General features: G+C 68.1%; 17 protein-coding genes. 8 read left to right on the forward strand and 9 right to left on the reverse strand.

Annotated features, from left to right (window positions below; genetic code table 11):
* Positions 1-9: 9 nt before the first annotated feature.
* Both CLV30_RS09295 and CLV30_RS09300 read left to right on the forward strand, forming a co-directional pair.
* Positions 10-825 (forward strand): sugar phosphate nucleotidyltransferase, encoded by an 816-nt coding sequence (locus tag CLV30_RS09295; RefSeq protein WP_106537032.1) that lies wholly within the window; start codon positions 10-12, stop codon positions 823-825.
* A complete protein-coding gene (locus CLV30_RS09300; protein ID WP_106536916.1) occupies positions 822-1460 on the forward strand; it encodes a PIG-L deacetylase family protein in 639 nt (212 codons plus the stop codon). Before CLV30_RS09295 ends, CLV30_RS09300 begins: the two co-directional genes overlap by 4 nt.
* A gap of 101 nt (positions 1461-1561) precedes the next feature.
* Here the strand turns inward: CLV30_RS09300 and CLV30_RS09305 are convergent, their stop codons facing one another.
* Positions 1562-2509, reverse strand: coding sequence for an AraC family transcriptional regulator (locus CLV30_RS09305; RefSeq protein WP_106536917.1), 948 nt, complete (start codon positions 2507-2509; stop codon positions 1562-1564).
* Between the two features lie 69 nt (positions 2510-2578).
* On the opposite strand from CLV30_RS09305, the gene CLV30_RS09310 reads away from it, so the two are divergent.
* Entirely contained in the window at positions 2579-3478 is a 900-nt protein-coding gene (locus CLV30_RS09310) for an SDR family oxidoreductase (protein WP_106536918.1), read from the forward strand.
* On the forward strand, positions 3478-3876 hold the full coding sequence (locus CLV30_RS09315) for a DUF4440 domain-containing protein (protein WP_106536919.1): 399 nt from the start codon (positions 3478-3480) through the stop codon (positions 3874-3876). Before CLV30_RS09310 ends, CLV30_RS09315 begins: the two co-directional genes overlap by 1 nt.
* A 55-nt stretch (positions 3877-3931) precedes the next feature.
* On the opposite strand, the gene CLV30_RS09320 is transcribed toward CLV30_RS09315, so the two are convergent.
* Both CLV30_RS09320 and CLV30_RS09325 read right to left on the reverse strand, forming a co-directional pair.
* A complete protein-coding gene (locus tag CLV30_RS09320) occupies positions 3932-5437 on the reverse strand; it encodes an O-antigen ligase family protein (RefSeq protein ID WP_106536920.1) in 1506 nt (501 codons plus the stop codon).
* Entirely contained in the window at positions 5434-6303 is an 870-nt protein-coding gene (locus CLV30_RS09325; protein WP_106536921.1) for a YveK family protein, read from the reverse strand. Before CLV30_RS09325 ends, CLV30_RS09320 begins: the two co-directional genes overlap by 4 nt.
* Before the next feature lie 244 nt (positions 6304-6547).
* On the opposite strand from CLV30_RS09325, the gene CLV30_RS09330 reads away from it, so the two are divergent.
* The 4 genes from CLV30_RS09330 to CLV30_RS09345 are packed head-to-tail and all read left to right on the forward strand — an operon-like array spanning position 6548 to position 10813.
* On the forward strand, positions 6548-7735 hold the full coding sequence (locus CLV30_RS09330; RefSeq protein WP_146154790.1) for a polysaccharide pyruvyl transferase family protein: 1188 nt from the start codon (positions 6548-6550) through the stop codon (positions 7733-7735).
* Positions 7732-8994 (forward strand): Coenzyme F420 hydrogenase/dehydrogenase, beta subunit C-terminal domain, encoded by a 1263-nt coding sequence (locus CLV30_RS09335; RefSeq protein ID WP_106536923.1) that lies wholly within the window; start codon positions 7732-7734, stop codon positions 8992-8994. Before CLV30_RS09330 ends, CLV30_RS09335 begins: the two co-directional genes overlap by 4 nt.
* Positions 8994-9839 carry a glycosyltransferase family 2 protein gene (locus CLV30_RS09340; RefSeq protein WP_205740806.1) on the forward strand — a complete coding sequence of 282 codons (846 nt, stop codon included), beginning with the start codon at positions 8994-8996 and terminating at the stop codon, positions 9837-9839. Before CLV30_RS09335 ends, CLV30_RS09340 begins: the two co-directional genes overlap by 1 nt.
* Before the next feature lie 38 nt (positions 9840-9877).
* Positions 9878-10813 (forward strand): glycosyltransferase family 2 protein, encoded by a 936-nt coding sequence (locus CLV30_RS09345; protein ID WP_165358602.1) that lies wholly within the window; start codon positions 9878-9880, stop codon positions 10811-10813.
* A 22-nt stretch (positions 10814-10835) separates the two neighbouring features.
* On the opposite strand, the gene CLV30_RS09350 is transcribed toward CLV30_RS09345, so the two are convergent.
* From CLV30_RS09350 to CLV30_RS09375, 6 genes are all read right to left on the reverse strand, one after another.
* Positions 10836-12617, reverse strand: a complete 1782-nt coding sequence (locus CLV30_RS09350) for an asparagine synthase-related protein (RefSeq protein ID WP_106536925.1) — start codon at positions 12615-12617, stop codon at positions 10836-10838.
* Positions 12618-12758: 141 nt separating this feature from the next.
* Positions 12759-14036 (reverse strand): polysaccharide lyase domain-containing protein, encoded by a 1278-nt coding sequence (locus CLV30_RS25950; protein ID WP_129710999.1) that lies wholly within the window; start codon positions 14034-14036, stop codon positions 12759-12761.
* A 420-nt stretch (positions 14037-14456) separates the two neighbouring features.
* Complete coding sequence (locus CLV30_RS09360; RefSeq protein WP_106536927.1) at positions 14457-15506, reverse strand: right-handed parallel beta-helix repeat-containing protein; 1050 nt, start codon at positions 15504-15506, stop codon at positions 14457-14459.
* Positions 15503-16993: an oligosaccharide flippase family protein gene (locus CLV30_RS09365; protein WP_165358601.1), complete on the reverse strand. Its 1491-nt coding sequence runs from the start codon at positions 16991-16993 to the stop codon at positions 15503-15505. The genes CLV30_RS09360 and CLV30_RS09365 overlap by 4 nt, the downstream gene beginning before the upstream one ends.
* 159 nt (positions 16994-17152) lie before the next feature.
* Complete coding sequence (locus tag CLV30_RS09370; RefSeq protein ID WP_106536929.1) at positions 17153-19282, reverse strand: InlB B-repeat-containing protein; 2130 nt, start codon at positions 19280-19282, stop codon at positions 17153-17155.
* Positions 19279-20211 (reverse strand): glycosyltransferase family 2 protein, encoded by a 933-nt coding sequence (locus tag CLV30_RS09375; protein WP_106536930.1) that lies wholly within the window; start codon positions 20209-20211, stop codon positions 19279-19281. Before CLV30_RS09375 ends, CLV30_RS09370 begins: the two co-directional genes overlap by 4 nt.
* Positions 20212-20229 lie beyond the last annotated feature (18 nt).

The following is a 20229-nucleotide window of genomic DNA, read 5'->3' on the forward strand; positions in this document are numbered from 1 at the left end:
GGGATGAAGATGAAGGTGGTGCTTTTCTGCGGAGGGTACGGGTTGCGGATGCGCAGCGGCCTCGACTCCGCGCCGAAACCGATGATGACGATCGGCGACCGTCCGGTGCTGTGGCACGTCATGCGTTACTACGCGCATTTCGGGCACCGGGAGTTCATCCTGTGCCTCGGCTACGGCGCCCAGTCGGTGAAGGACTATTTCCTCGACTATCGCGAAACCGCGTCCAACGATTTCGTGCTCACCGACGGGGGCCGCAACGTCGAATTGCTGGGTTCGGACATCGGTGACTGGCGGATCACTTTCGTCGACACCGGGATGGAGTCCGAGATCGGGGAGCGCCTGCGCCGGGTGCGCCACCATCTGGGCGACGACGACGTGTTCCTGGCGAACTACGGTGACGTCCTCACCGACGCCCCGCTGGACGGCGTCGTCGACCGGTTCCTGGCCACCGAGGCCGTTGGCAGCATGCTCGTCGTCAAGCCCCAGCACTCGTTCCACGTGGTCGACATGGACGCGGGGTCGAACGTCACCGGCTTCCGGACCGCGGAGGACATGGGGGTGTGGATCAACGGCGGATTCTTCGTGCTCCGGCAGGGGATCTTCGACTATCTCGAGCCCGGCGACGACCTGGTGATGAACGGCTGTGTCCGTGCCGCGAAGGACGGGCGGATGCTGGCGATCCGGCACGACGGCTTCTGGGCACCGATGGACACCTTGAAGGAGCGCACCCAGCTCGAAGTGCTGCACACCAGCGGCGCGGCGCCGTGGGAGCTCTGGCGAGCCGGTGCCGACGCGCCCGCGACTGCCGGGTCCGCGGGTCGATGATCAGTCTGCTGCCGACCGCCGGCGAACTGGAGATCCTCTGCCTCGGTGCGCATCCTGACGACATCGAGATCGGGTGTGGAGCCACGTTGCTGACGCTCGCGGAGGCGCGGTCCGTGCGGGCGAACGCGCTCGTGTTGACCGGCGAGGGTGAGCGCCGCGACGAGGGGATGAAGGCGACCGGCGCGTTCCTGCCGGGAGCAGCGGTCGACGTCCGGGTCGTCGGGCTGCCGGACGGGCGGCTGCCGGCACACTGGGGCGAGGTGAAGGATGCTCTGGAAGCGGCCGGACGGGACATCCAGCCGGATGTCGTGTTCGCCCCCAGGGCGGACGACGCACACCAGGATCACCGGCTGCTCGCCGAACTCGTGCCGACGGTGTGGCGGGACGCGCTCGTGCTGGGCTATGAGATCCCGAAGTGGGACGGCGACTTGGGCACGGCGACGCATTACGTGCCGGTGAGCCCGGAGACCGCGCAGCGCAAGGTACGGCTGCTGGACGAGTGCTTCGGTTCGCAGACCGGGCGGGACTGGTGGGACGAGGAACTGTTCCTGGGCCTGTTGCGGTTGCGCGGTGTCGAGTGCCGTAGTCGTTACGCCGAGGCGTTCACGGTGTCGAAGGCCGTCCTGCGGTTCTGACGCGTGGCAGGCCCTGTGTGATCTCCTGCGCGGGCACTGTGCGGAGAACTGCGTGAGCACTGTGCGGCTGCTGGGCTTCAAGCCCCAGCACTCCAACACCGTTACTGCCGGAACCGTGCGGGCGTCGTGCCGAAGTGGGCGCGGAACGCGGCGTGGAACCCGACTGCGGAGCGGTAGCCGACGCGGTCCGGTAGTGCGCCGAGCGGGAGGGGGGTCTCGGTCAGCAACCGGGCGGCCTCCTGCATGCGGCGGTTCGCCAGGTAGCGCGCCGGCGTGACGCCGACCAGGTCACGGAACGTCGCCGCGAAGGCGGACCGGGACATGTGTGCCTCGTACGCGAGCGTCTCGAGCGTCCACGCCTGTTCGAAGCGGGTGTGCACGGCCAGCAGCGACCGGGCGATTCCGGGATGGCGCAGCGCCTGTACGGCGGGTGCGTCGGAGCCGAGGTCGCTCAACGCGGCCCGCAGCGCCAGCACGAAGACGAGCTCGAACGCGCGCAGCGTCACCAGCGTCGAGCCCGGTGTCTCGAACTCGTCCCGGGAGGCCAGCTGGGCGAGCACGGTGGACAGCAGCGGTTCCCGAGCTTGCATCCGCTCGTCGACGAGCAGCACGTCCGGCAGGCTCCGGTAGATCACCGGGACGGCCGCGGCGTCGTAGTGCAGGCCGCCGCAGAGCAGCTCGGTGACCGGGCCGGTCCCGTCGAGTTCGACGACCCGCGTGCCGCCGGCCGGCCGGTCGGGAAGCACGAGCTCGAGCGGCATGAGCGCGCGTCCCGGCCGGTCCGCCAGTTCGTGCCCGGTGCCGTGCGGGAAGAGCGCGAGCTCGCCGGCGCGTATCCACGTCGGCTCGGTGGTTCCGGGAAGCGTCACGGCCAGCGCGCCGGAACGCACGTAATGCAGGATCGCGGACGATTCTCCCGCACCGCGGATGCCCCATGGCGCGGGCATGATCCACCAGCTGGCGAAGACACCGCGCAGGCGCAGCGGGGTCAGTAGGGCCGTCAGCAGATCGTCGTCGGCCTCGGCGGTGCTGTCGGTCACCGCGGTCATGGACGGATCCTTATTCTCCGAGGACTTCTGTTCATGGATCGTACAACCGCGCGGCAACAGGCTGGTCTCATGACACATCGAGCGAGAGAGCTGAACGGGACGTACCTGGTGATCGGTGCTGCCGGTGCCCAAGGAGGCGCGGTGGCGCGGGCGCTGACCCGTCGTGGCGCGCGGGTCCGCGGATTCGGACGTCGACGAGATCCCGCCGCGGCGGGAACCGAACGGATGAGCGGGGACCTCGCCGACCCGGATGCGCTGCGGGCCGCGTTCAACGGCGTGACGCACGTGTCCGTGACGCTGCCGCTGTCCGCCGATGCCGAACGCGCGGACGAGTGGGTGAGCCGCGTCGCCGCGGCCGCGACCGACGCGCGCGTGGAACGGCTGGTGTTCAACGGGTCGAACCGCGTGCCGGCGGCGCCGACGGACGTGGAGATCTTCGAGTCTCGCCGCCGTGCCGCCGCGACACTGCTCGGGTGCGGCGTACCGACAGTGGTGCTGCGACCCCCGGTGTACCTGGAGAATCTGCTGATGCCGGGGATGTACGAGCCGGGCACGGAGGGCGCCACGCTGGCGTATCCGCTGGCGGCGGACCGCAGGGTGGCCTGGCTCAGCCACGACGACCTCGCGGCGCTCACGGTGGCGGCGTTCTCGGACGACGCCCTGGTCGGCCGGGCGGTCGACGTGGGCGGTGCGGACGTGATCACCGGGCCGGAACTGGCCGCGGCGTTCGCGTCCGTCCTCGGCTCGGCTGTCACCTACCGGGCCCTGCCTGTCGACGTGTTCGAGCGGGGCATGGCCGCCGCGATGGGCCCGGCAGCAGCGGGCAGGGTGGCGCAGACGTATCGATGGCTGAACACGCCGGAGGGCGCGGGACTCTACGACGGGTCGGCCGGCGGCGTCGAGGAGACGTTCGGCGTGCCGTTGACGCCGCTGCGCGACTGGATCGCGAAGCAGCCATGGAGGCAGTGATGAGCGAGGCCGAGAACGAGATCGTCGAGCAGCACCGGCTGATCGAGGCGTTGCTCCGCGGCGAGGCCACCGAGGAATCGCTGGCTGCCTTCGCCGGCGTGCTGACCCCGCGGTTCGAGATCTGGATGCCGGACGGCGAGGTCGGGCGCCGTGCCGACGTCGTCGACGGGATCGCTCGTTCCGCCGGCTCGGACCCGGGACTGCGGATCACGATCGACGCCGTCCGGGTGGTGGCCGCCGACATCGCGACCGTCGTCGCCACTTACGACGAGCACCACGCCAGGCCGGACGGGGCGACGTCCAGGCGCAGCACCGCCGTCTTCGTCCGCGACCCGGACGCGCGTCACGGGCTGCTCTGGGAGCACCTGCACGAGACGTGGCGGCCCGATCCCGCGTGATCCGCGTGATGGGGGCGTGGTTACTGGTGCTATCACGCCAGTAACCACGCCCCCATCACGTCGGAGACGTCTGTTGTCCGCCCGGTTTGCTCGTTCTGTCGGCCATCAATGGTGTGGCGACGAAACGGTCGTCCGGCCCGGCGACCTGAAGCACACGCTCGTGACCGGACTCGTGGTCGAGGCGCCACAGCGCTCCGATCGCGCCGGCGGCGACGAAGACCACGCCGACGAACGTCGCGAACGACAGCGAGTCGAACGTCGCGCTGGCCAGCAGCCCGACCGGGAAGATCACCGCGAGCGCCTGTGCGAGATGGCGGGTTTCCTGGTCGGCGCCGCGTAGCCGGATGTTGCGCGCCACGAAGTAGGGGACCATGAAGAACAGGACCAGACCGACGAGGCCAACGACGCCGCCGGCCAGGAGTGTCATGTACAGCTGGTTGTCCAGCAGGATGTAACGGTCGGGGAGGACGGTCCCGGCGCCGCGCCCGATGATCGGATTCTGCTCCCACAGGTTCAGTACGTACTCCGTGTCGGCCAACCGGTTCTGGATGCTCGGGTCGTTCTCGGCGTTGGTGAACAGGGCACGGATCGTTCCGAGGACGCCCGGCTGTACGACGGTGAACGCGGTGGCGGCACCCAGCCCGATCATCGCGCCGTTGAACTTCTGCCGCCATGGCCACACCGTGGCCAGCAGGAACATACCGACGGCCACCGCGAGAGTGGCCGAGCGCGACAGCGAGAACGGGATGGCGGCGGCGATGAGCCCGGCGGCTGTCCACCACGTCCACCGCTGCTTGACCGACGAGGCGAACAGCCCGTAGTGCAACGCCAACGGCAGCACCATCGACAACACCACACCGAACTCGATGTAGTGCGTGGCAGTGGACGCGACCCGGGCGAAGCCCGGTCCGCCGCGTTCGCCGATGTCGATGAGCTCGGCGTTGTTCTGCAGTCCGGGCAGGCGGAGGTACTGAGTGAGGTCGGCGACGCCCAGGAACTGCAGGACGCCGATGAACGCCATCACGCTGGCAAGAGCCACGAGGGTGCGTAGCAGGTTGTCCAGTCGGCGACGGTCGGGTACTCCATCGGCTGTGGCCAGCGTGACGCCGACCATCGCCACCACGAAGATCAGCCACCGGTCGGCGGCGCTGGCTTCGATTCCCGGCAATCCCCGGTCGTAGCCGACGGCGTAGCCGAACAGTTGCACCGCCAGATAGCCGAGCACGACCCAGCGGATCGGCTGGACCGCCGACGGCAGCTGGTTGCGGCGTGTGAACGACACCAGCCACAGGAACATCAGCAAGATGCCGACCGCCACCGACGGGCGTCCCACGGCGCCCATCCCTCCGATGACCAAGCGTGCCGGGATGAGGAACTGGAGCGCGAGAAACACGACGAGCAGCGCCGTCGTGCTGGGGCGCATCACACGCAGCAACGCGGGTTGCCAGCCGGATGACCCGGGACCCGGAGTGTCGGGCGGGCGCAGCAGTGCCGGCTGCCAGGAAGCTGCTCGCCGGGCACGCCTGGTCCCGCTCGACGACGCTGCCTGCGAGCCGCTCATGAACGGCGGCTGACCTCGTACCCCGCCTGATCCGCATGTTCGGCGTCGCTCGGTTCAGGCGCACCGTCGGCCGGCGGTTCGTTCGGGTCCGTCGTCCTCGACACATGGACGATGCCCCGGCCAGGCGCGGCGGACTGGTGGTGACCGGGTGTGCGCGACGGCGCAGCCAAGTCCGTGGGCGAGATCACCCCGTCCCACGGAGCGGCTCTGGTGGACGACACCCCGTCCCATGGCGCGGCGCTCGTCGTCGTGGCAGCGCGCGACCGAGTTCGGTTGGACCGGAATCGGCGAACCAAACCAACGATGTCGTCGAACAGGACCGCCACCAGCAGTGAGAGTCCGGCTCCGAGCACGCCGACGACCGCCTGGACGCGGGTCTTGCCAGTCTGCACGGTGCTGACGACTGCCGGTGGCTCGAGTACCGCCAGTGAGTACCGAGCAGCTTCGTTCAGGCCAGCTTCTGTCTGCCGGGTGGCCAATTCTTGCCGCGCGAGTTCGAGAACAGCGGCACCGGTGCGCTCGGCGATCTCGGGGTCGTCCGCGCGGCTGGCGATCTGGAAGAGAGCGCTGCGAGACTCGGCGCCGATCTCGTAGGCCGCGTCCAGGCCTTGCTGCTGGATTGCGCGGCGGCTTTCGGCGCTGTCCAGGACGATGCCGAGGGCGGCGTTCGCGGAGTCGAGCTCACCGTACGGGTTCGGGACGGCGGCTTCGACCCGGGCGGGGGTGATCATGGCCGACGTGTGGGCCTCGTATTCGGGGGCGACGCCGTTGCCCGCGGTGATGACGGCAACGCCGGTCAGGGCCAGCAGGGGCAGCAGCACGTACCACCGCCGCAACGCGGCCACGGTGATACGCCACACGTCCATTCGGCCTCCCCCCGGAGAACAGGCGCGCCGACGGGCGCTCACCTGCGTAGCACTGATGGTAGATGTTTCCGGCTTATCCGGCTAGCGGGGGTCGCGGGGAATCGTGCGATAGGTCATACTTACCCGCGTGGGGGGACTTCGGCTTTGCCTGGCCGGAGCGTCGATCGGCAACGGCAACCGTGGTGTGGAAGCGCTCGGTCGCTCGGTGCTCGATGTCGTCGACGCGACTGCGCCGGGATCAACGGTGACCGCGTTCGACGACGGCTGGGGCGTGCGCCCGGATGCATCGGGCCGGTACGCGTCGACCGAGGTCGAGTTCGCCGGCGTGCGCATGTCGCGGCGCTGGTATCGGCCCGAGAGCTGGGCACAGGTGCGTGCGGCGCAGTCGGTGGGGACGCGGTTGCTGCGCGGCCGCGGCAACCCGGTGGCCGCCAGGATCGGCCGCGCCGACGCGGTGCTCGACGTCAGCGGTGGCGACAGCTTCACCGACATGTACGGACCGACCCGGTTGCGGTCCGTCTCGGCGCCGAAGCGCGCGGCGATCCGCGCCGGGCGGACACTCGTTCTGCTGCCACAGACCTACGGTCCTTTCGACACGTCCGAGGGGCACGCCCTGGCGGCGCGGCTGGTGCGTTCGGCGCGGCTGGCGTACGCACGTGACCTGGACAGTCACCAGCGGCTGCTCGAGCTCGCCGGGCCGGACGCCGACACCTCGCGGCTGCGCGACGGTGTCGACGTGGCGTTCGCGCTGCGACCGCGTCGCCCGGCGGGCAGCGTGGCGGACAAGGTCGAAGCCGTGGCTGCGGACGGTGTGCTGGCCGGTGTGAACATCAGCGGGCTGCTGCGTGGCGCGCATGCCGTCGAGCGGTTCGGACTGGCCGGCGACTATGTCGGCACGATGTCGGCGTTGCTCGAAGAGCTGGTCGACGCCGGAGCGCACGTGCTGGCCGTGCCGCACGTGCACGTTCCGGGAGGTGGCGGCGAGAGTGACGTCGCCGCCATCGGGCAAGCGCTGGACCAGTTGCCCGACACGGCCCGCTCCCGCGTCACGGTGCTGCCGCCGGAGCTCGACGCCGCAGAGCTCAAATGGTGCATCGCGCAGTGCGCCTGGTTCGCGGGCAGCCGGATGCACTCCACGATCGGTGCTCTGTCGTCGCGGGTGCCGGCGTTCGGCTACGCCTACAGCGACAAGACGCGCGGGGTGTTCGACACCTGTGGCGCCGCCGACCAGGTACTGGAAGCGCGCCGGTGCGCAGGTCCCGCAGCGGTCGAGGCGATGGTCACGTCGTTCCACGACCGCGAGTCGATCAGGCGCGAGCTCGCCGTGCGCGTGCCGCCGGTGGTCGACCGGTCACGGGACCAGCTGACCGAGCTCCTTTCCGACGTCCGCCGCTGGCGCGACGGCGCGGACGAGTGGGAAGCGATCGCATGAGTGGGCGTGCGGCTCGGACCATCCAGGAGGTCGTGGACGCCCATCTGTGCACCGGATGCGGCGCCTGCGCCTACCTCGAGCCGGACGCGTTGCAGATGGTCGACGTTCCCGACGCCGGACGGCGTCCGCTGCCGATCGTCGGCGTCAACGGGCCGGCGAACGACGTGGTCGACGGCTCGGCGCTGAACGTGTGCCCGGGGGCGTCGCTACGCCACGACCAGCACGCTCTGGACGACGCTCCGTTCGGCGGCGAGTGGGGACCGGTGCTCGAGCTGTACGAATGCTGGTCCACCGATCCTGCGGTGCGCCACCGTGGCTCGTCCGGAGGTGTCGTGTCGGCACTGACCGCGCATGCGGTCACGTGCGGAGAGGCGGTGGGCGCGCTGCAGGTGCAGGCGCGGCCGGACGCGCCGCTGCTGAACGAGACCGTGCTGAACCGGACGTACGACGACATCGTCTCCGCGGCAGGCTCCCGGTACTCGCCGGCCAGCCCGTGTGAGCGGCTGGACCTGGTGGAGAACGCCGAAGGGCCGTGCGTCGTCGTCGGCAAGCCGTGTGACATCGCGGCGACTGCGCGGGCGGCGCGGCTGCGGCCGTCGTTGGCGGAGAAGGTCGCCTTCACGGTCGGCATCTTCTGCGCCGGTACGCCGTCCACCCGGGCGACCGAGGAGGCGGTGCGTCGACTCGGCGCCGAACCGGACGACGTCGAACGGCTGGACTACCGCGGTGACGGCTGGCCGGGCCGGTTCCGGATCCGGACCGCCGACGGGCAGCGCAGCTCGCTCAGCTACGAGGATTCGTGGGGAGACACGCTGCAGAAGCATCGGCAGTGGCGTTGCATGATCTGCCCGGATCACACCGGCGAGTTCGCCGATCTGTCCGTCGGTGATCCCTGGTACCGACCGGTGCGTGACGATGAACCGGGCCGCTCCCTGGTCGTGGTGCGCACGCCGGCGGGCAGCGCCGTGCTGCAGGCAGCGCTCCGAGACGGCGCCGTGGCCGGCGGCCCGATCCCGCTCGACCGATTGCCACAGTCGCAGCCCAACCTGGCCAGCACCCGCGGATCGGTGTGGGCGCGGGTGCTGACGATGCGCCTGGCAGGGTTGCGCGCGCCGCGGTACCGCGGCATGCCGGGCATCCGGTCGTGGTCGCGGTTGGGGACGCGGGCGAAGATCTCGTCGGTCGGCGGGACGCTCAAGCGCATTCGGCGGCGGCGCCTCCGTGAGCCGGAGAGCCGCCACCACCAGGAGGTGCGCTGATGGGTGCACGTGCCGACATCATCATGATCACCTACCGCAGTGGTGGCTACCTGCATCTCAGCCTGCCGCGGCTGCTGGACACGCTCGGCGATGACGACCGGGTGTGGCTGTGGCACAACGGCGACGACGAGGAGACGCTGGAGGCGCTGCGCCCGTTCCGCGCCGACCACCGTGTCGCACGGTTCCATCACAGCCGCGAGAACGTCCGCCTGCGCGAGCCCACGAACTGGCTGTGGGCGGAGTCGAGTGCGCGGTTCGTGTCGAAGGTGGACGACGACTGTCTGGTCACGCCGGGCTGGCTGGACACCTTCGCGGCCGCACATGACGCGAACCCGGAGTTCGGCGTCGTCGGCAGCTGGCGGCACCCGGAGGAGGACTTCCTGCCGGACGTCGCGGCGCGCAAGATCCGGACGTTCGACGGCGGACATCAGCTGATGCGAAACCTCTGGGTGCAGGGCAGTGGCTACCTGCTGCCCCGGTCACGCATAGAGCGGCTCGGTCCGCTGCGCACGGACGAGTCGTTCACCGGGTACTGCCACCGACTCGCTCGGGACGGTGCGGTCAACGGCTACTACTTCCCGTTCGTCGGTGAGGATCACATGGACGATCCCCGCTCGCCGCACACGTTGATCAAGACAGATGCCGACCTCACCGACCGGATGCCGCTGTCGGCGCAGGCGAACGGCGTGCGGACCGTCGACAACTGGCTGGCTCAGTTGCGGCACAGTGCTCACGTCCTGCAGACCGCTCCGCTGGACCCGCACCACTACCGAGGCTGGCGGCGCAAGATCCGAGGCGGCCGCAACCGGCTCCGGCTGATGACCGGAAGGCCCGCCACGTGGTGACCGGTGATGTCCACCGTGGTGACGCCTCTGCTGGTCCGTTGACCGAGCCCGCAGCGGTGCGGGAAGCAGCCGGCGACCCCGATGTCGTGGTGGTAGCGGTGACACACGACAGCAGTGCCGTGGTGGAGCCGTTCCTGCGCGCTCTGCCGGCCGCATTGGACGGGCTGTCCAGCGCCCACGTCGTGGTGGTCGACAACGCGTCGAGTGACGGCACCGTGAAGACGGCTCGCTGCCTCGCCCCGTGGGCCACGGTGCTCGACGCCGGCGGAAATCTCGGTTACGGAGCGGGACTCAACGTCGGCCTACGGCACGCGCTGGGCCGGCGCGGGGTGCTGGTCCTGAACCCGGATGTCGTGCTGGAACCCGGCTCGGTCCGCCGGCTGCTGGACGCAGCAGAGACCGAAGACGTGGGGATCGCGGTGCCGCGCATCGTCGACACGTCGGGACGGCTGAAGTTCTCGCTGCGTCGGGAGCCGACGCTGCTGCGTGCCGTCGGTGAGGCGCTGCTCGGCGGGCACCGGGCGGCGAAATACCCGCTGCTCGGTGACATGATCCGCGATCCGGAGTACTACGTCGACGGTGCTACCGCCGACTGGGCTACGGGCGCGGCCATGTTCATCTCCACGGCGGCGCTGGACTCGGTCGGTCTGTTGTCCGAGGAGTTCTTCCTCTACTCCGAGGAGACCGACTACGCCCTTCGGGCGCGGGACGCCGGCTATCGGCTGCGCTACGTCGAGCGTGCCGTCGCGACTCATCCCGGTGGTGCGATGGAGACATCGCCGTGGCTGTGGAGCATTCTGGCCGTGAATCGGACGAAGCTGTACCGCAAACGGCACGGACCTGTGTCCAGCGCCGCCTACTGGGCGGTTGTCGTTCTCAACGAGGCTGTGCGCGCCGCGCTGGGGCGGCCCACGAATCGCGCGGCGTTGAGAGCGTTGCTCCGCGGGCGCGCCCCAGTACCTCCGAGGCGATGACCCGGTTACCGGGCAGGGCCGATCAGTGCAACAGTTCCCGCCGCGCCGCGCCGCGCCGCGCGTAGTCCGCCAGCCACGTGTTCGCGGTGGCCACTCGCGCCAGCGCGGAGGCCGACCCGGTGAACGTTCCGGATCGCAGCGCGGCCACGGCGGCGAACAACTGTTCGTCGTCGAACATCGGATGAGCGCCGGCGTTGGACTCGACCCACGACGCCAGGCGTGAGGCGTACGTGGGCCTGGTGCGAACGAGCAGGTCAGCGGGGAAAGCACTCGCGCGGGTCGCCAAGCGGTCCGCCGGGCCCGGGACGTTCAAGCGAGTGCGGAGCAGCGAAGCTCCTTGCATCGCGGCACGGCGGGCGCCCCGCCGTACGCCGGACACCGGGTGCTCGGCCGTCATCGCCAACCATTGCGCAAGAAAGGAGGTGTCGCCGGACCAGTAGAGGTGGCTCAGCCTGTCCGGGGGGTTCCCGTCATCGCTGCGCGGAACGTCTGCCGTTTGCGGAAAGACGGTTCGGTGAATCCGGAGGTACAACCGGCCGTTTCGTCGCTGCGACGGACCGAGGCGGGCCGCATAGCTCAGAAAGCGGCCGTCCATGAACGGCGTTTCGACCCGGATTCCTCTTCTCCGCATCGCGCTGACGACCATGTTTCCCCAGCGCGTCTGCCGGTTCGTCACCTGCCAATAGGTGATCATGTCCGATCGTCGGGAGAAGTCCCACGGTTCGAGGGAGGCTCGGATGCTCGCGCGGAGGATCGCATCGATGTCACCGCCGGCCCGATCGGCCAGGTAGGTCTCCGCCTGTGTGACAGCGCCCGCATACCGACCGTGGACGTGCGCAGCGACATCGTCGAGCGACCGTAGGCCGTGCGCCTTTTCGTCTCCCCAGAGCGGCCCTCCCGCGTGGCCGTTGACCACGACGTCAGCGAACTGATGAATGGCGTCGTGAAACCACGAGTCGTAAAGCTCCGACGGCGCGTGAGCGCCATCGAGTCTCTCGGCTCCGGCGGACATCTCGGGTAGGATTCGGTCGCCCGTCAGGGGCATGGTGGTGTGCGGCATGCCGAGTCGTTCGGCGATCGCGGTCGCGATCTCGACTTCACGTTGACCGCGCGTCCCGTAGGTGAAGGTCGACGCCCCCGACCCGAGGGCGGCAAGGGCGCAGGCGATGGCCCTGCTGTCCAGCCCTCCACTGAGGCTCAGGGCGAGCCGACCTCCCTCTCGGCGGTCGATGATGTCGCGCATGACGACGTTCCAGGTGTCGCGGAACGTGTCGACCGCGGCGACGTCACTCATCGTCTCGCCCGAGGGAGCGAAAACGGGCTGCGATCTCACCTCGCCGACCCCGCCCGGCCGCCATGTCAACTCACCACCGGCCGGCAGAATGGAAGCTTTGGCAAGAGTGGTTCGCTGCCCCAGCGGATGGAGCATCGCCAGATACTCGACCATTCCCTGCATGTCGGGATCGGCCGGTGCACCGAGACTGACAAGTGAGGCCAGATGGGTGGAGACACAGAGGTCGTGCGCTCCCGCGAACCAGAAAACCGGAACGACTCCGGCGCCGTCATTTCGGACCGTGATCGTGCCGTCCGGTTCCGCGGCGACGACGACATGGCCCGCTTCGGCTCCAACGGCGGCGCTCGGCACCGTGTCCGACACGGCTTTCGACAAGCCAGATTTCGTGAGCGCGACAGCGGCCATGAGATTGTCGCCGGTGCCGGAAACCACGCCTTCGCCGGCGCCGACGGGTTCGGTGCTCACCAGCGCCGCCGTCGCGTTGGATGTCGAGACGACCTCGTGCGCCATATGTCCGGGAACCGAGTGAGCTGCGTGCTCGACAACCGTCCGACGTCGTCGAGCCGGGCCCTCCGCAGAGGGCCCGGCGACGACGAGCAATTCCTTCGACAATTGCCCTCCCCGGCTGGGTGCCGTGGTGGGCGTTTGTCATCAGCCCACCGGCTCACCCGTGTCTGCCCACACGTTACCGGTCCATTGGTTTCCGGAACCGCTTTGTACGGCGGTAAATGGGCCGTATCGGCCGCACGTGTCGAAGTACTTTCGGCCGAAGCTGTTGTCGATGTACCGGACGTTCGCTGCCGTCGGGAATTCCTTGGAGCTCACAGATCCGCCGTAGGTGCAGTACGAGCCGGTCGTGTTGAACAGGTTGTCTTGGACCAGGACGTTCTCGACCCGTGCGAAGTCGCCGTACATCACCAGCGCTCCCGAGCAGCCGCTTCCGCCACAGTCGATGTTGTTACCGGTGATCACGTGATCGGCGCCGCCGTTCAGGCCAATCGCCGAGCGGTGAGAGTCGGACCCGGGAAGGGTGTGGTCGGCCAAGATGAAGTTGCCATCGATGGTTGCGCCATCCGTGATCCGCACCGCGCTACCGATGTGGACGACACTCGAGTCGCGGAGTGTGTACGGGCAGGCTGAGTAGACGCCGATGGTCTCGTCGTCCAGCGTGTCGGTTCCGGTCACTTCGACGTTCTCGATCACGACGTTGGATGGACACGACCCGTCGCTGGCCTCGTCGATGTGCAGGCCGTAGTGCGCGTCCTCGACTGTCAGTCGGACGTTGCGAAGCGTGATGTTGTCGTGCGTGATCGTGATGTTGCCCGAGACGTCCAACCCCTCGATGACCTGGCCGTTCTGTGTCGATGAGACAGACCCGCTGGGCTTCAGGGACGACGCCGATACCGTCGGGCCGGTGGTTTCCCGGGTTGGGAAGCCGTCGGGGTTCTCGGTCGGTGTCGGCTCCGGGCTCGGCGTCCCGGTGGGAGTGTCCTCCGGCGACGGGCTTTCACTCGGCGACGGAGACGTGGTCGGGCTCGGTGTCTGGCTCGGCGTCTCGCTCGGCGTCGGTGTGTCGGTTGGCGATGGAGACGCGGTTGGTGATGGAGATGCGGTTGGTGTCTCTCTGGGGTGGTTACGGTCCGGCCGGTCCGGGCGTTCGGACCGCCAACGGTGCCATCCACCCCACTTTCCTACGTTCTTGAACCGGGGGTGATCGCCGAAACGGTCACGGCGGTCCTGCTCGACGTTCCGATCGCCGGGGCGGTCGCGGTCACCTTCGGAAGCATGCGCTTCCGTGGAGCTCGGGCCGGCTGGACCGGTGTTCGATGCCCATGCGACGCCGCCCGCCAGGACGGCGGCGATGACAGTGGTGATGACGATGAGGAGGCGGTGCGTCTTGCGACCCCTGGGGGCGCCGTACTTCGGCATGCTCTGTCCCTGCTGTCGTTGCTTGGTCGGGCTCGAGATCTCGTGACCGGTTCGTTACCGAGGCCCAATGAAACAGACGCCGCTTGGACGCGCAAGCCCATGACCTGCTGCAAAGAGATCGGAAAGGTCTGTGCCACTGCGGCGTGTCGTGGGGTGGTTGTGGTTCGGGCATGGCGTATCGGCGCACTGATCATCATGAAACTGACCAGGGGTGTTGCCGAGATCAACAGGGTCACGGCGCCGTGCGGGCCGAGCCTCGTGATCTTGTCGTTATGTTCGCGCGATCACGATCAAAGATCTTCACAAATCGGCGCAATCGTGACGTAGGTCTCCGGCGCCGGCCGGTTGGTCGATCTTCGTGGCCGTCCCGGGTCAAGCCGTGCGACCGAGTGATGGGCGTGTGCTGCGGGCGAGGCGGTCTCAGATCGGTTCACCTGTGTCGTCCCAGACGTTTCCTTCCCAAACGTTGCCGTTGACCTCGCTCGCGCCGGCTACCGGCCCGTAGCGACCACAGGTGTCGAAGTGTTTGCGGCCGAAGCGGTTGTCGATGTACCGAACCCCTTCGGCGAGCGGATACTCCTTGGACTCCAAGGACCCGGCGTAGGTGCAGTACGAGCCCGTGGTGTTGAGCAGGTTGGCTTGCACGAGCACGTTCTCGACCGGACTGAAGGAGCCGTACAGGACCAGAGCACCTGAGCATCCCGCCCCCACGCATTCGATGGTGTTCCCGACGATGCGGTTGTCGTGGCCACCGTTCGAACCGATCGCCGAGCGGTGCGCCTCCGAACCGGATTCGGTGAGGTCAGCGACGATGTAGTTGTGCTCGATGGTTGCGCCGCTCGTGATCCGGATCGCGCTGCCGACGTTCACGATCCGCGAGTCGCGCAGGACGTACGGACAGGGCGAATACACCGCGATCGCTTCCACGTCGAGTTCGTCCGTGCCGGACACTTCGACGTGGTCGATCAACACGTTCTCCGGGCACGTGCCGTCGTCCTTCTCGGCCACGTGAATGCCGTAGGTGCCGACCGTTCCATCGAACCGCAGGCGGACGTCCCGTACGGTGACATCATCATTGATGATCTTGATTCGCGACGCGACATCGAGCCCCTCGATCTCCTGGCCGTCCTCCTCCGTGACGATCGGCTCGCTCGGACGTAGCGAATCGATCGGTACTCGAGGACCGGTGCTCGACTTCGTGGGGAAGGAGTCATCGAGATTTTCCTCTGAAGCGCCCGGCTCTTCGATTCCGGATTCGGTGCGGTCCTCGGGTCCGGTTGCGGGTCCGCTGTCCTGCGCGCCGGCATTCGAACCGTCCGGCTCGTCCAAGACGGCATAGAGTCCGGCGACGACTCCCACCACGAGGCTCGCGGCGAGGACCGTGACCAGGAGCGAGCGCCGACGTGGATGTAGGGCGGCGCCGCCTGGCTGTTGACCGGCGTCGTGGTTCTGAGCGCTTCGCATGATCATTCCCTGCTCGTGAAGGCGCGATCCACCGGCAAACCGGCGAGCCGGTCGGACGCCGGGTTCGCCGCTGGTGGTGGGGCGGCTCGGCGACGGAGGTCAGAGTCCAGGAAGGGTCGTACGGCACCCCGGACCACCGGGTCGAGCAGCGCCAGGATCGTCGCGGCTACGGTTACGCCGAGCATTCCGGCGACGACCGCCCCGACAAGCGGCGACGTGATCGCGGACTGGATAGCCCAGGTCGCTGCGCCAGCGGCAACGCCGGCCGCTACGGCAGGGCCGGACGAGCCCAGGATCGTCACAATTCGGACTTCAAACACCCGGGAGGCAGCGATCATTGTCATCGTCGCTCCCACCGCCGAAGCAGCCGTGATCGCGAGGCACAGAACGAGCAGCTGGCCGTCCGTGCCGTCGACGGGCACCGTTGCCGCGCCGACCAGGGCCGCGGCTGCCGCACCGGCCCAGATCCACACCAACACGGCGACGGTGCCCGGTCGCCCACGTGCCTGCATCGCCGGACTCAGGACGAGTGCCAGAGAGTACAGACCTTGGCTGATGGCGAGGACCTGTATGGCGACGGTCGTGCCCTGCCACTCAGGACCCAGGAGCCGTTCGACGACCGGAGCGATGCCGGCGACGACTCCCAAGGTCGGGAAGGTCAGGGCCGCGACGATCCGTTGCATGCGCAGCAGGCGTTCGGCGAACGCGTCGCGGTCGTCCTGCAGTGCGGAAAGGCTCGGTAGGGCGACGGCTTGCATGGAGCGAGCGGTGACGTCGACGACCATCTGCGTCAACCGCTGGCCCATCCGGTACAGGCCGACCACGATCGGCCCGAACAGCGCACCCGCGAGGATGATGTCGACGCGACCGCCGAGGAACAGGCCGAGACTCGACGTGGACGAACGAGCGGCGTAACTCCAGAGCTCGCGTGCGGCCTGGCCACTGAACCGCAAGCGCGGCCGCCACGAGGAGACGCCCCACAACACGACCACCGTGGTGGCGTTCATGACGAGTTGCTGGGCGACCAGAGCCCACACACCCCAGCCCAGCACCGCGCCGCCGATTCCGGCGGCACCACCGGCGAGCACCGAGGACCACGTTCGGATCGTCAGCTTCTTGAACTCGAGGCGACGTCGCAGGATCGCTTCGTGGACGACGACCGAAGAGCTCAGCGGCACGCTGAGGGCGAGAACCTGGATCACGAGCGTGAGTTCCGGCAGGTCGTTCAGCCCGGCCCACAACGGCGCGACGAGCAGACCGACGGACGTGCAGGCGACTCCGGCACCGATCACCAGCCAGAACGCGGTGTCCTTGTGCTCGTCACGCAGGGTCTTGCGGGCGATGATCGCCGGCATCATCCCCTGCTGCTGGATCATCTCGATGAAGTTGGTGAAGACCAGCGCCATCGCGATGACGCCGAACGCCCGCGGTCCCAGCATGGCGGCGAGGACGAGAGACAGGCCGGTGGTCATTGCCAGCTTGCCCAGCGTCATCGCGTAGGACCATACGGTCGCCGACCGAACGCCGTTCGAGTTGCCGGATCGCGCATGCCGCTTCGACCCTGCGCCGTTGGGCGTCGAAGCCTCCGGCGCGCGACGTTGTGCCGCGTGGCGTCCGGTGGTGACGGGTGGCGTCATGCCATCACCCGCCGGTCATGGCGAGTCGCCGAGCGGTGACACGTCGACCGTGCCGAAGGTCGCGTCGACGTGGTGTGCGATGAGCAGAACGCCGCCGGTGTCCGGGCTGTTGTCGTCGGTCACGCTCAATGACCAACCCTGGGGTTCGCTCGTACCTTGCGGCCACCACTTGTAGCTGTAATCCGTGCCCCCGGCGACGGACTCGACACGTGCCTTCATGATGTACGTCGTTCCGAAGTCCCAGGGGGCGCCGTCGCGGCTCAACGGCCACCCGTCGTTGCCGATGAGTGCGTACCGCCCGCTGTCGTACCACTGGTACCAAGCGAAGGCACCGGTCGGGTACCAGCCGACCGCGGGTTCTTCCGTGTCGCGTGGTGTGTGGCCGTTCCAGCGCAGCGCGAGGCCGACGACGGGCGAGCCGCTTTGGGGCGTGCCGTAACCCGGGGTGAGACCGCGCACGGTCACCGGGACTTCGACCTCGTAGTTGTCCCAGCTGCTGTCTCCGACAGCGACAGTGCGGTCGTAGCCTGGCTCGACGATCGTGAGCCCACCGCTGCCGCTGGTCCACTTCCCGTCGACGACCTGCGCGACGTCGTTCGGATTCTGCGACGAGCCCCACGAAGTCGAATAGGGCAGCGACGGCGATCGGACGTCCTTGCGGACCGTGACCGACTCGGTCGCGGACTCGCCCGTCGTGTCGGTCGCTGTGATCGCGACCGTGTTGGCTCCGCTGCTCAAGTCGTCGTACGGAATCTCGACATTCACGTCGCCTTCGCCGTACAGACGACGCAGGTCCGATCCGATCGAGAGGCCGACCGGAGCGTTGCCGTTGAGCCGGTAGTTCGCGCTCTGGATACCGTCCGCGTCGCTCACGTTGCCCAGAACGTTCACCCACCGCTGGCTGACACCGGCGACACCGAACGTCTGATCGTCGCCGTACCAGACATCCACGGACGGCGGATCGACTGAAACCTGCTCGAACGTTGCGGTGACGGATCGTGGTGCATCCATCATCACGACGACCGACTCGTCGGTTCCTGATGCGTCACCCGACCAGCCGGCGAAAGTCCAGCCTTCGGCTGGCGCCGCCGTCAAGGTGACGTCGGTGCCGTCCGGATACGTACTGGCCGACGGTGACCGCTGCACCGTGCCGTCGCCGTTCACCGAGACTGTCAGCGCGTACTCGTCTTCTTCCGGCGGTGTGTCTTGGTGGAAGGTGGCGGTGACGGTGTGGTCGGTGTTCATGGTGATGGTGGTGGTGGGGTCTGGTCCGGTGGTGTCGCCGGTCCAGCCGGTGAAGGTCCAGCCGTTGGCTGGTGTGGCGGTGAGGGTGACGTCGGTGCCTTCGGGGTAGGTGGTGTTGTCGGGGTTTCGTGTGATGGTGCCTTGGCCGTCGGTGGTGGTGGTGAGGGTGTGTGTGGTGGCGGTGTTTCCGTCTTCGGGTTCGATGGGTGCGGCGGTGTCGAAGAAGTAGTCGATGTCGGCGGTGAAGGTGGGGTAGGGCGAGCCGTTGGCGGCGAAGGGGCCGATGTGGGTGGCCTGGATGGTGTGGTTGATGGTTTCGGCGGTGATCCAGGTGGTGCCGTCGGTCGAGTGGGCCAGGGTCCAGGTGTCGCCGGTTCGGGTGAGTCGGAGTTGGGATTCGGTGCCGGCGGTGATGGTTTCGCGCAGGAGTGTGGTGGTTTTTCCGTTGACGGTTTTGGCGGCGAACATGTTCAGGCTGCTGCCGTCGGAGTGGACCTCGAAGCGCATCCAGTTGGTGGCGTCTTGTTCGACGAGGATGCCTTGGGTCTGGTATTTCGCGGTCGGCACGGACAGGAACCGGACGTGGGCTTGGAAGTCGTCGTTGGTGACGGGTTGGGTGGCGCGTAGTGCGCGGTTGGTTCCCCAGGGGTCGTAGTTCGTGCCGGAGGGCACGGACAGGCTCAGACGGGCGTTGCTGGTTCCGGCGCCGGGGAAGGCGACCGTTCCTTCACCTGCCGGGTCGGTGACCGTCCACAGCGACGGGTCGAGCACACCACTGGCGAAGTCGTCCGACACGAACGCTGCACCAGAGGCAGTCGCCGCATGCGGAGACTGTGCGAGAAGCAGGGAGCTCAGCAGGGCGAGGCCGGTACCGAGCACCCCCGTTGTCGGACGTCTCATCGTGAACCCTCCCCCGAGGTTCCGGATCCGTCAGCCGAGGTCACCGTCGTAGTGCGCCTGCGAAGGAGTAGCGACGCAGCTTCGCGCGCCAGTACCCGGCGGTGCCGTGCGCCCCACCGTGCGAGCGGCGCCACAGTTCGGGCGCGTTCGGTCGGTGGTGCAGGGCTGCGCGCGGTAGCTCGGAGATACTCGCGGAAGACCCGCCATTGAGGTGCACTGAACCGGCCCTGCCAACTCGGGTCGAACCAGAAGTTCCGGTTACGCGAGTCTTTGTACTGATGCACTGACTGCCCGGCGTGGTTGCGGTGCATGAACAGCGTCTCTGGAATCTCATGGAACCGGCCAAGTAGTGCGAGCTCCAGGAACAGGGTCCGATCGGATCCGGTGTATGCGCCGATCTTCGACGTCTGCAGCAGTTGCCGGCGTCGGGTGAGCCCGAACGACTCGATACAAGGCGACGGGTCGAGCAGGATCGAGGAGACACGTGCCGACGGACTGCTTCCGGTGGCATAGTTCGGCAGGTCGTGGTGGTGGATCACCGTTCCGTACTCATCGATGTCGACAGCGCGCGTGTAGCACAACGAGATATCCGGCTCCGCGTCGAGCATCTCCACGCATCTGCGGAGGAAGGCCGGCTCATGAAGATCATCATGTGCGGCCCATTTGAAGTATTCGCCCTGCGCGAGGTCGACGAGACGGTTGTAGTTCCAGGCAGCGCCCCGGTTGGTGTCACTTCGGTGCACCGATACGCGCGAATCACGTTTCGCCGCGTCACGGCAGATGGCGAGCGTGCCGTCGGTCGAGCAGTTGTCGGCCAGTAGCAGCTCGAAATCCTCGTAGTCCTGCGAGAGGATCGAGTCGACGGCCGCGCGAAGGTACTGCTCCCCGTTGAAGACGGGGAGTCCGATAGTCACCCGGGGAACGGCCATGTCAGCTCGGTCCTCCTC

The sequence above is a fragment of the Haloactinopolyspora alba genome, from assembly GCF_003014555.1.
GTDB classification, from domain to species: Bacteria; Actinomycetota; Actinomycetes; order Jiangellales; family Jiangellaceae; genus Haloactinopolyspora; species Haloactinopolyspora alba.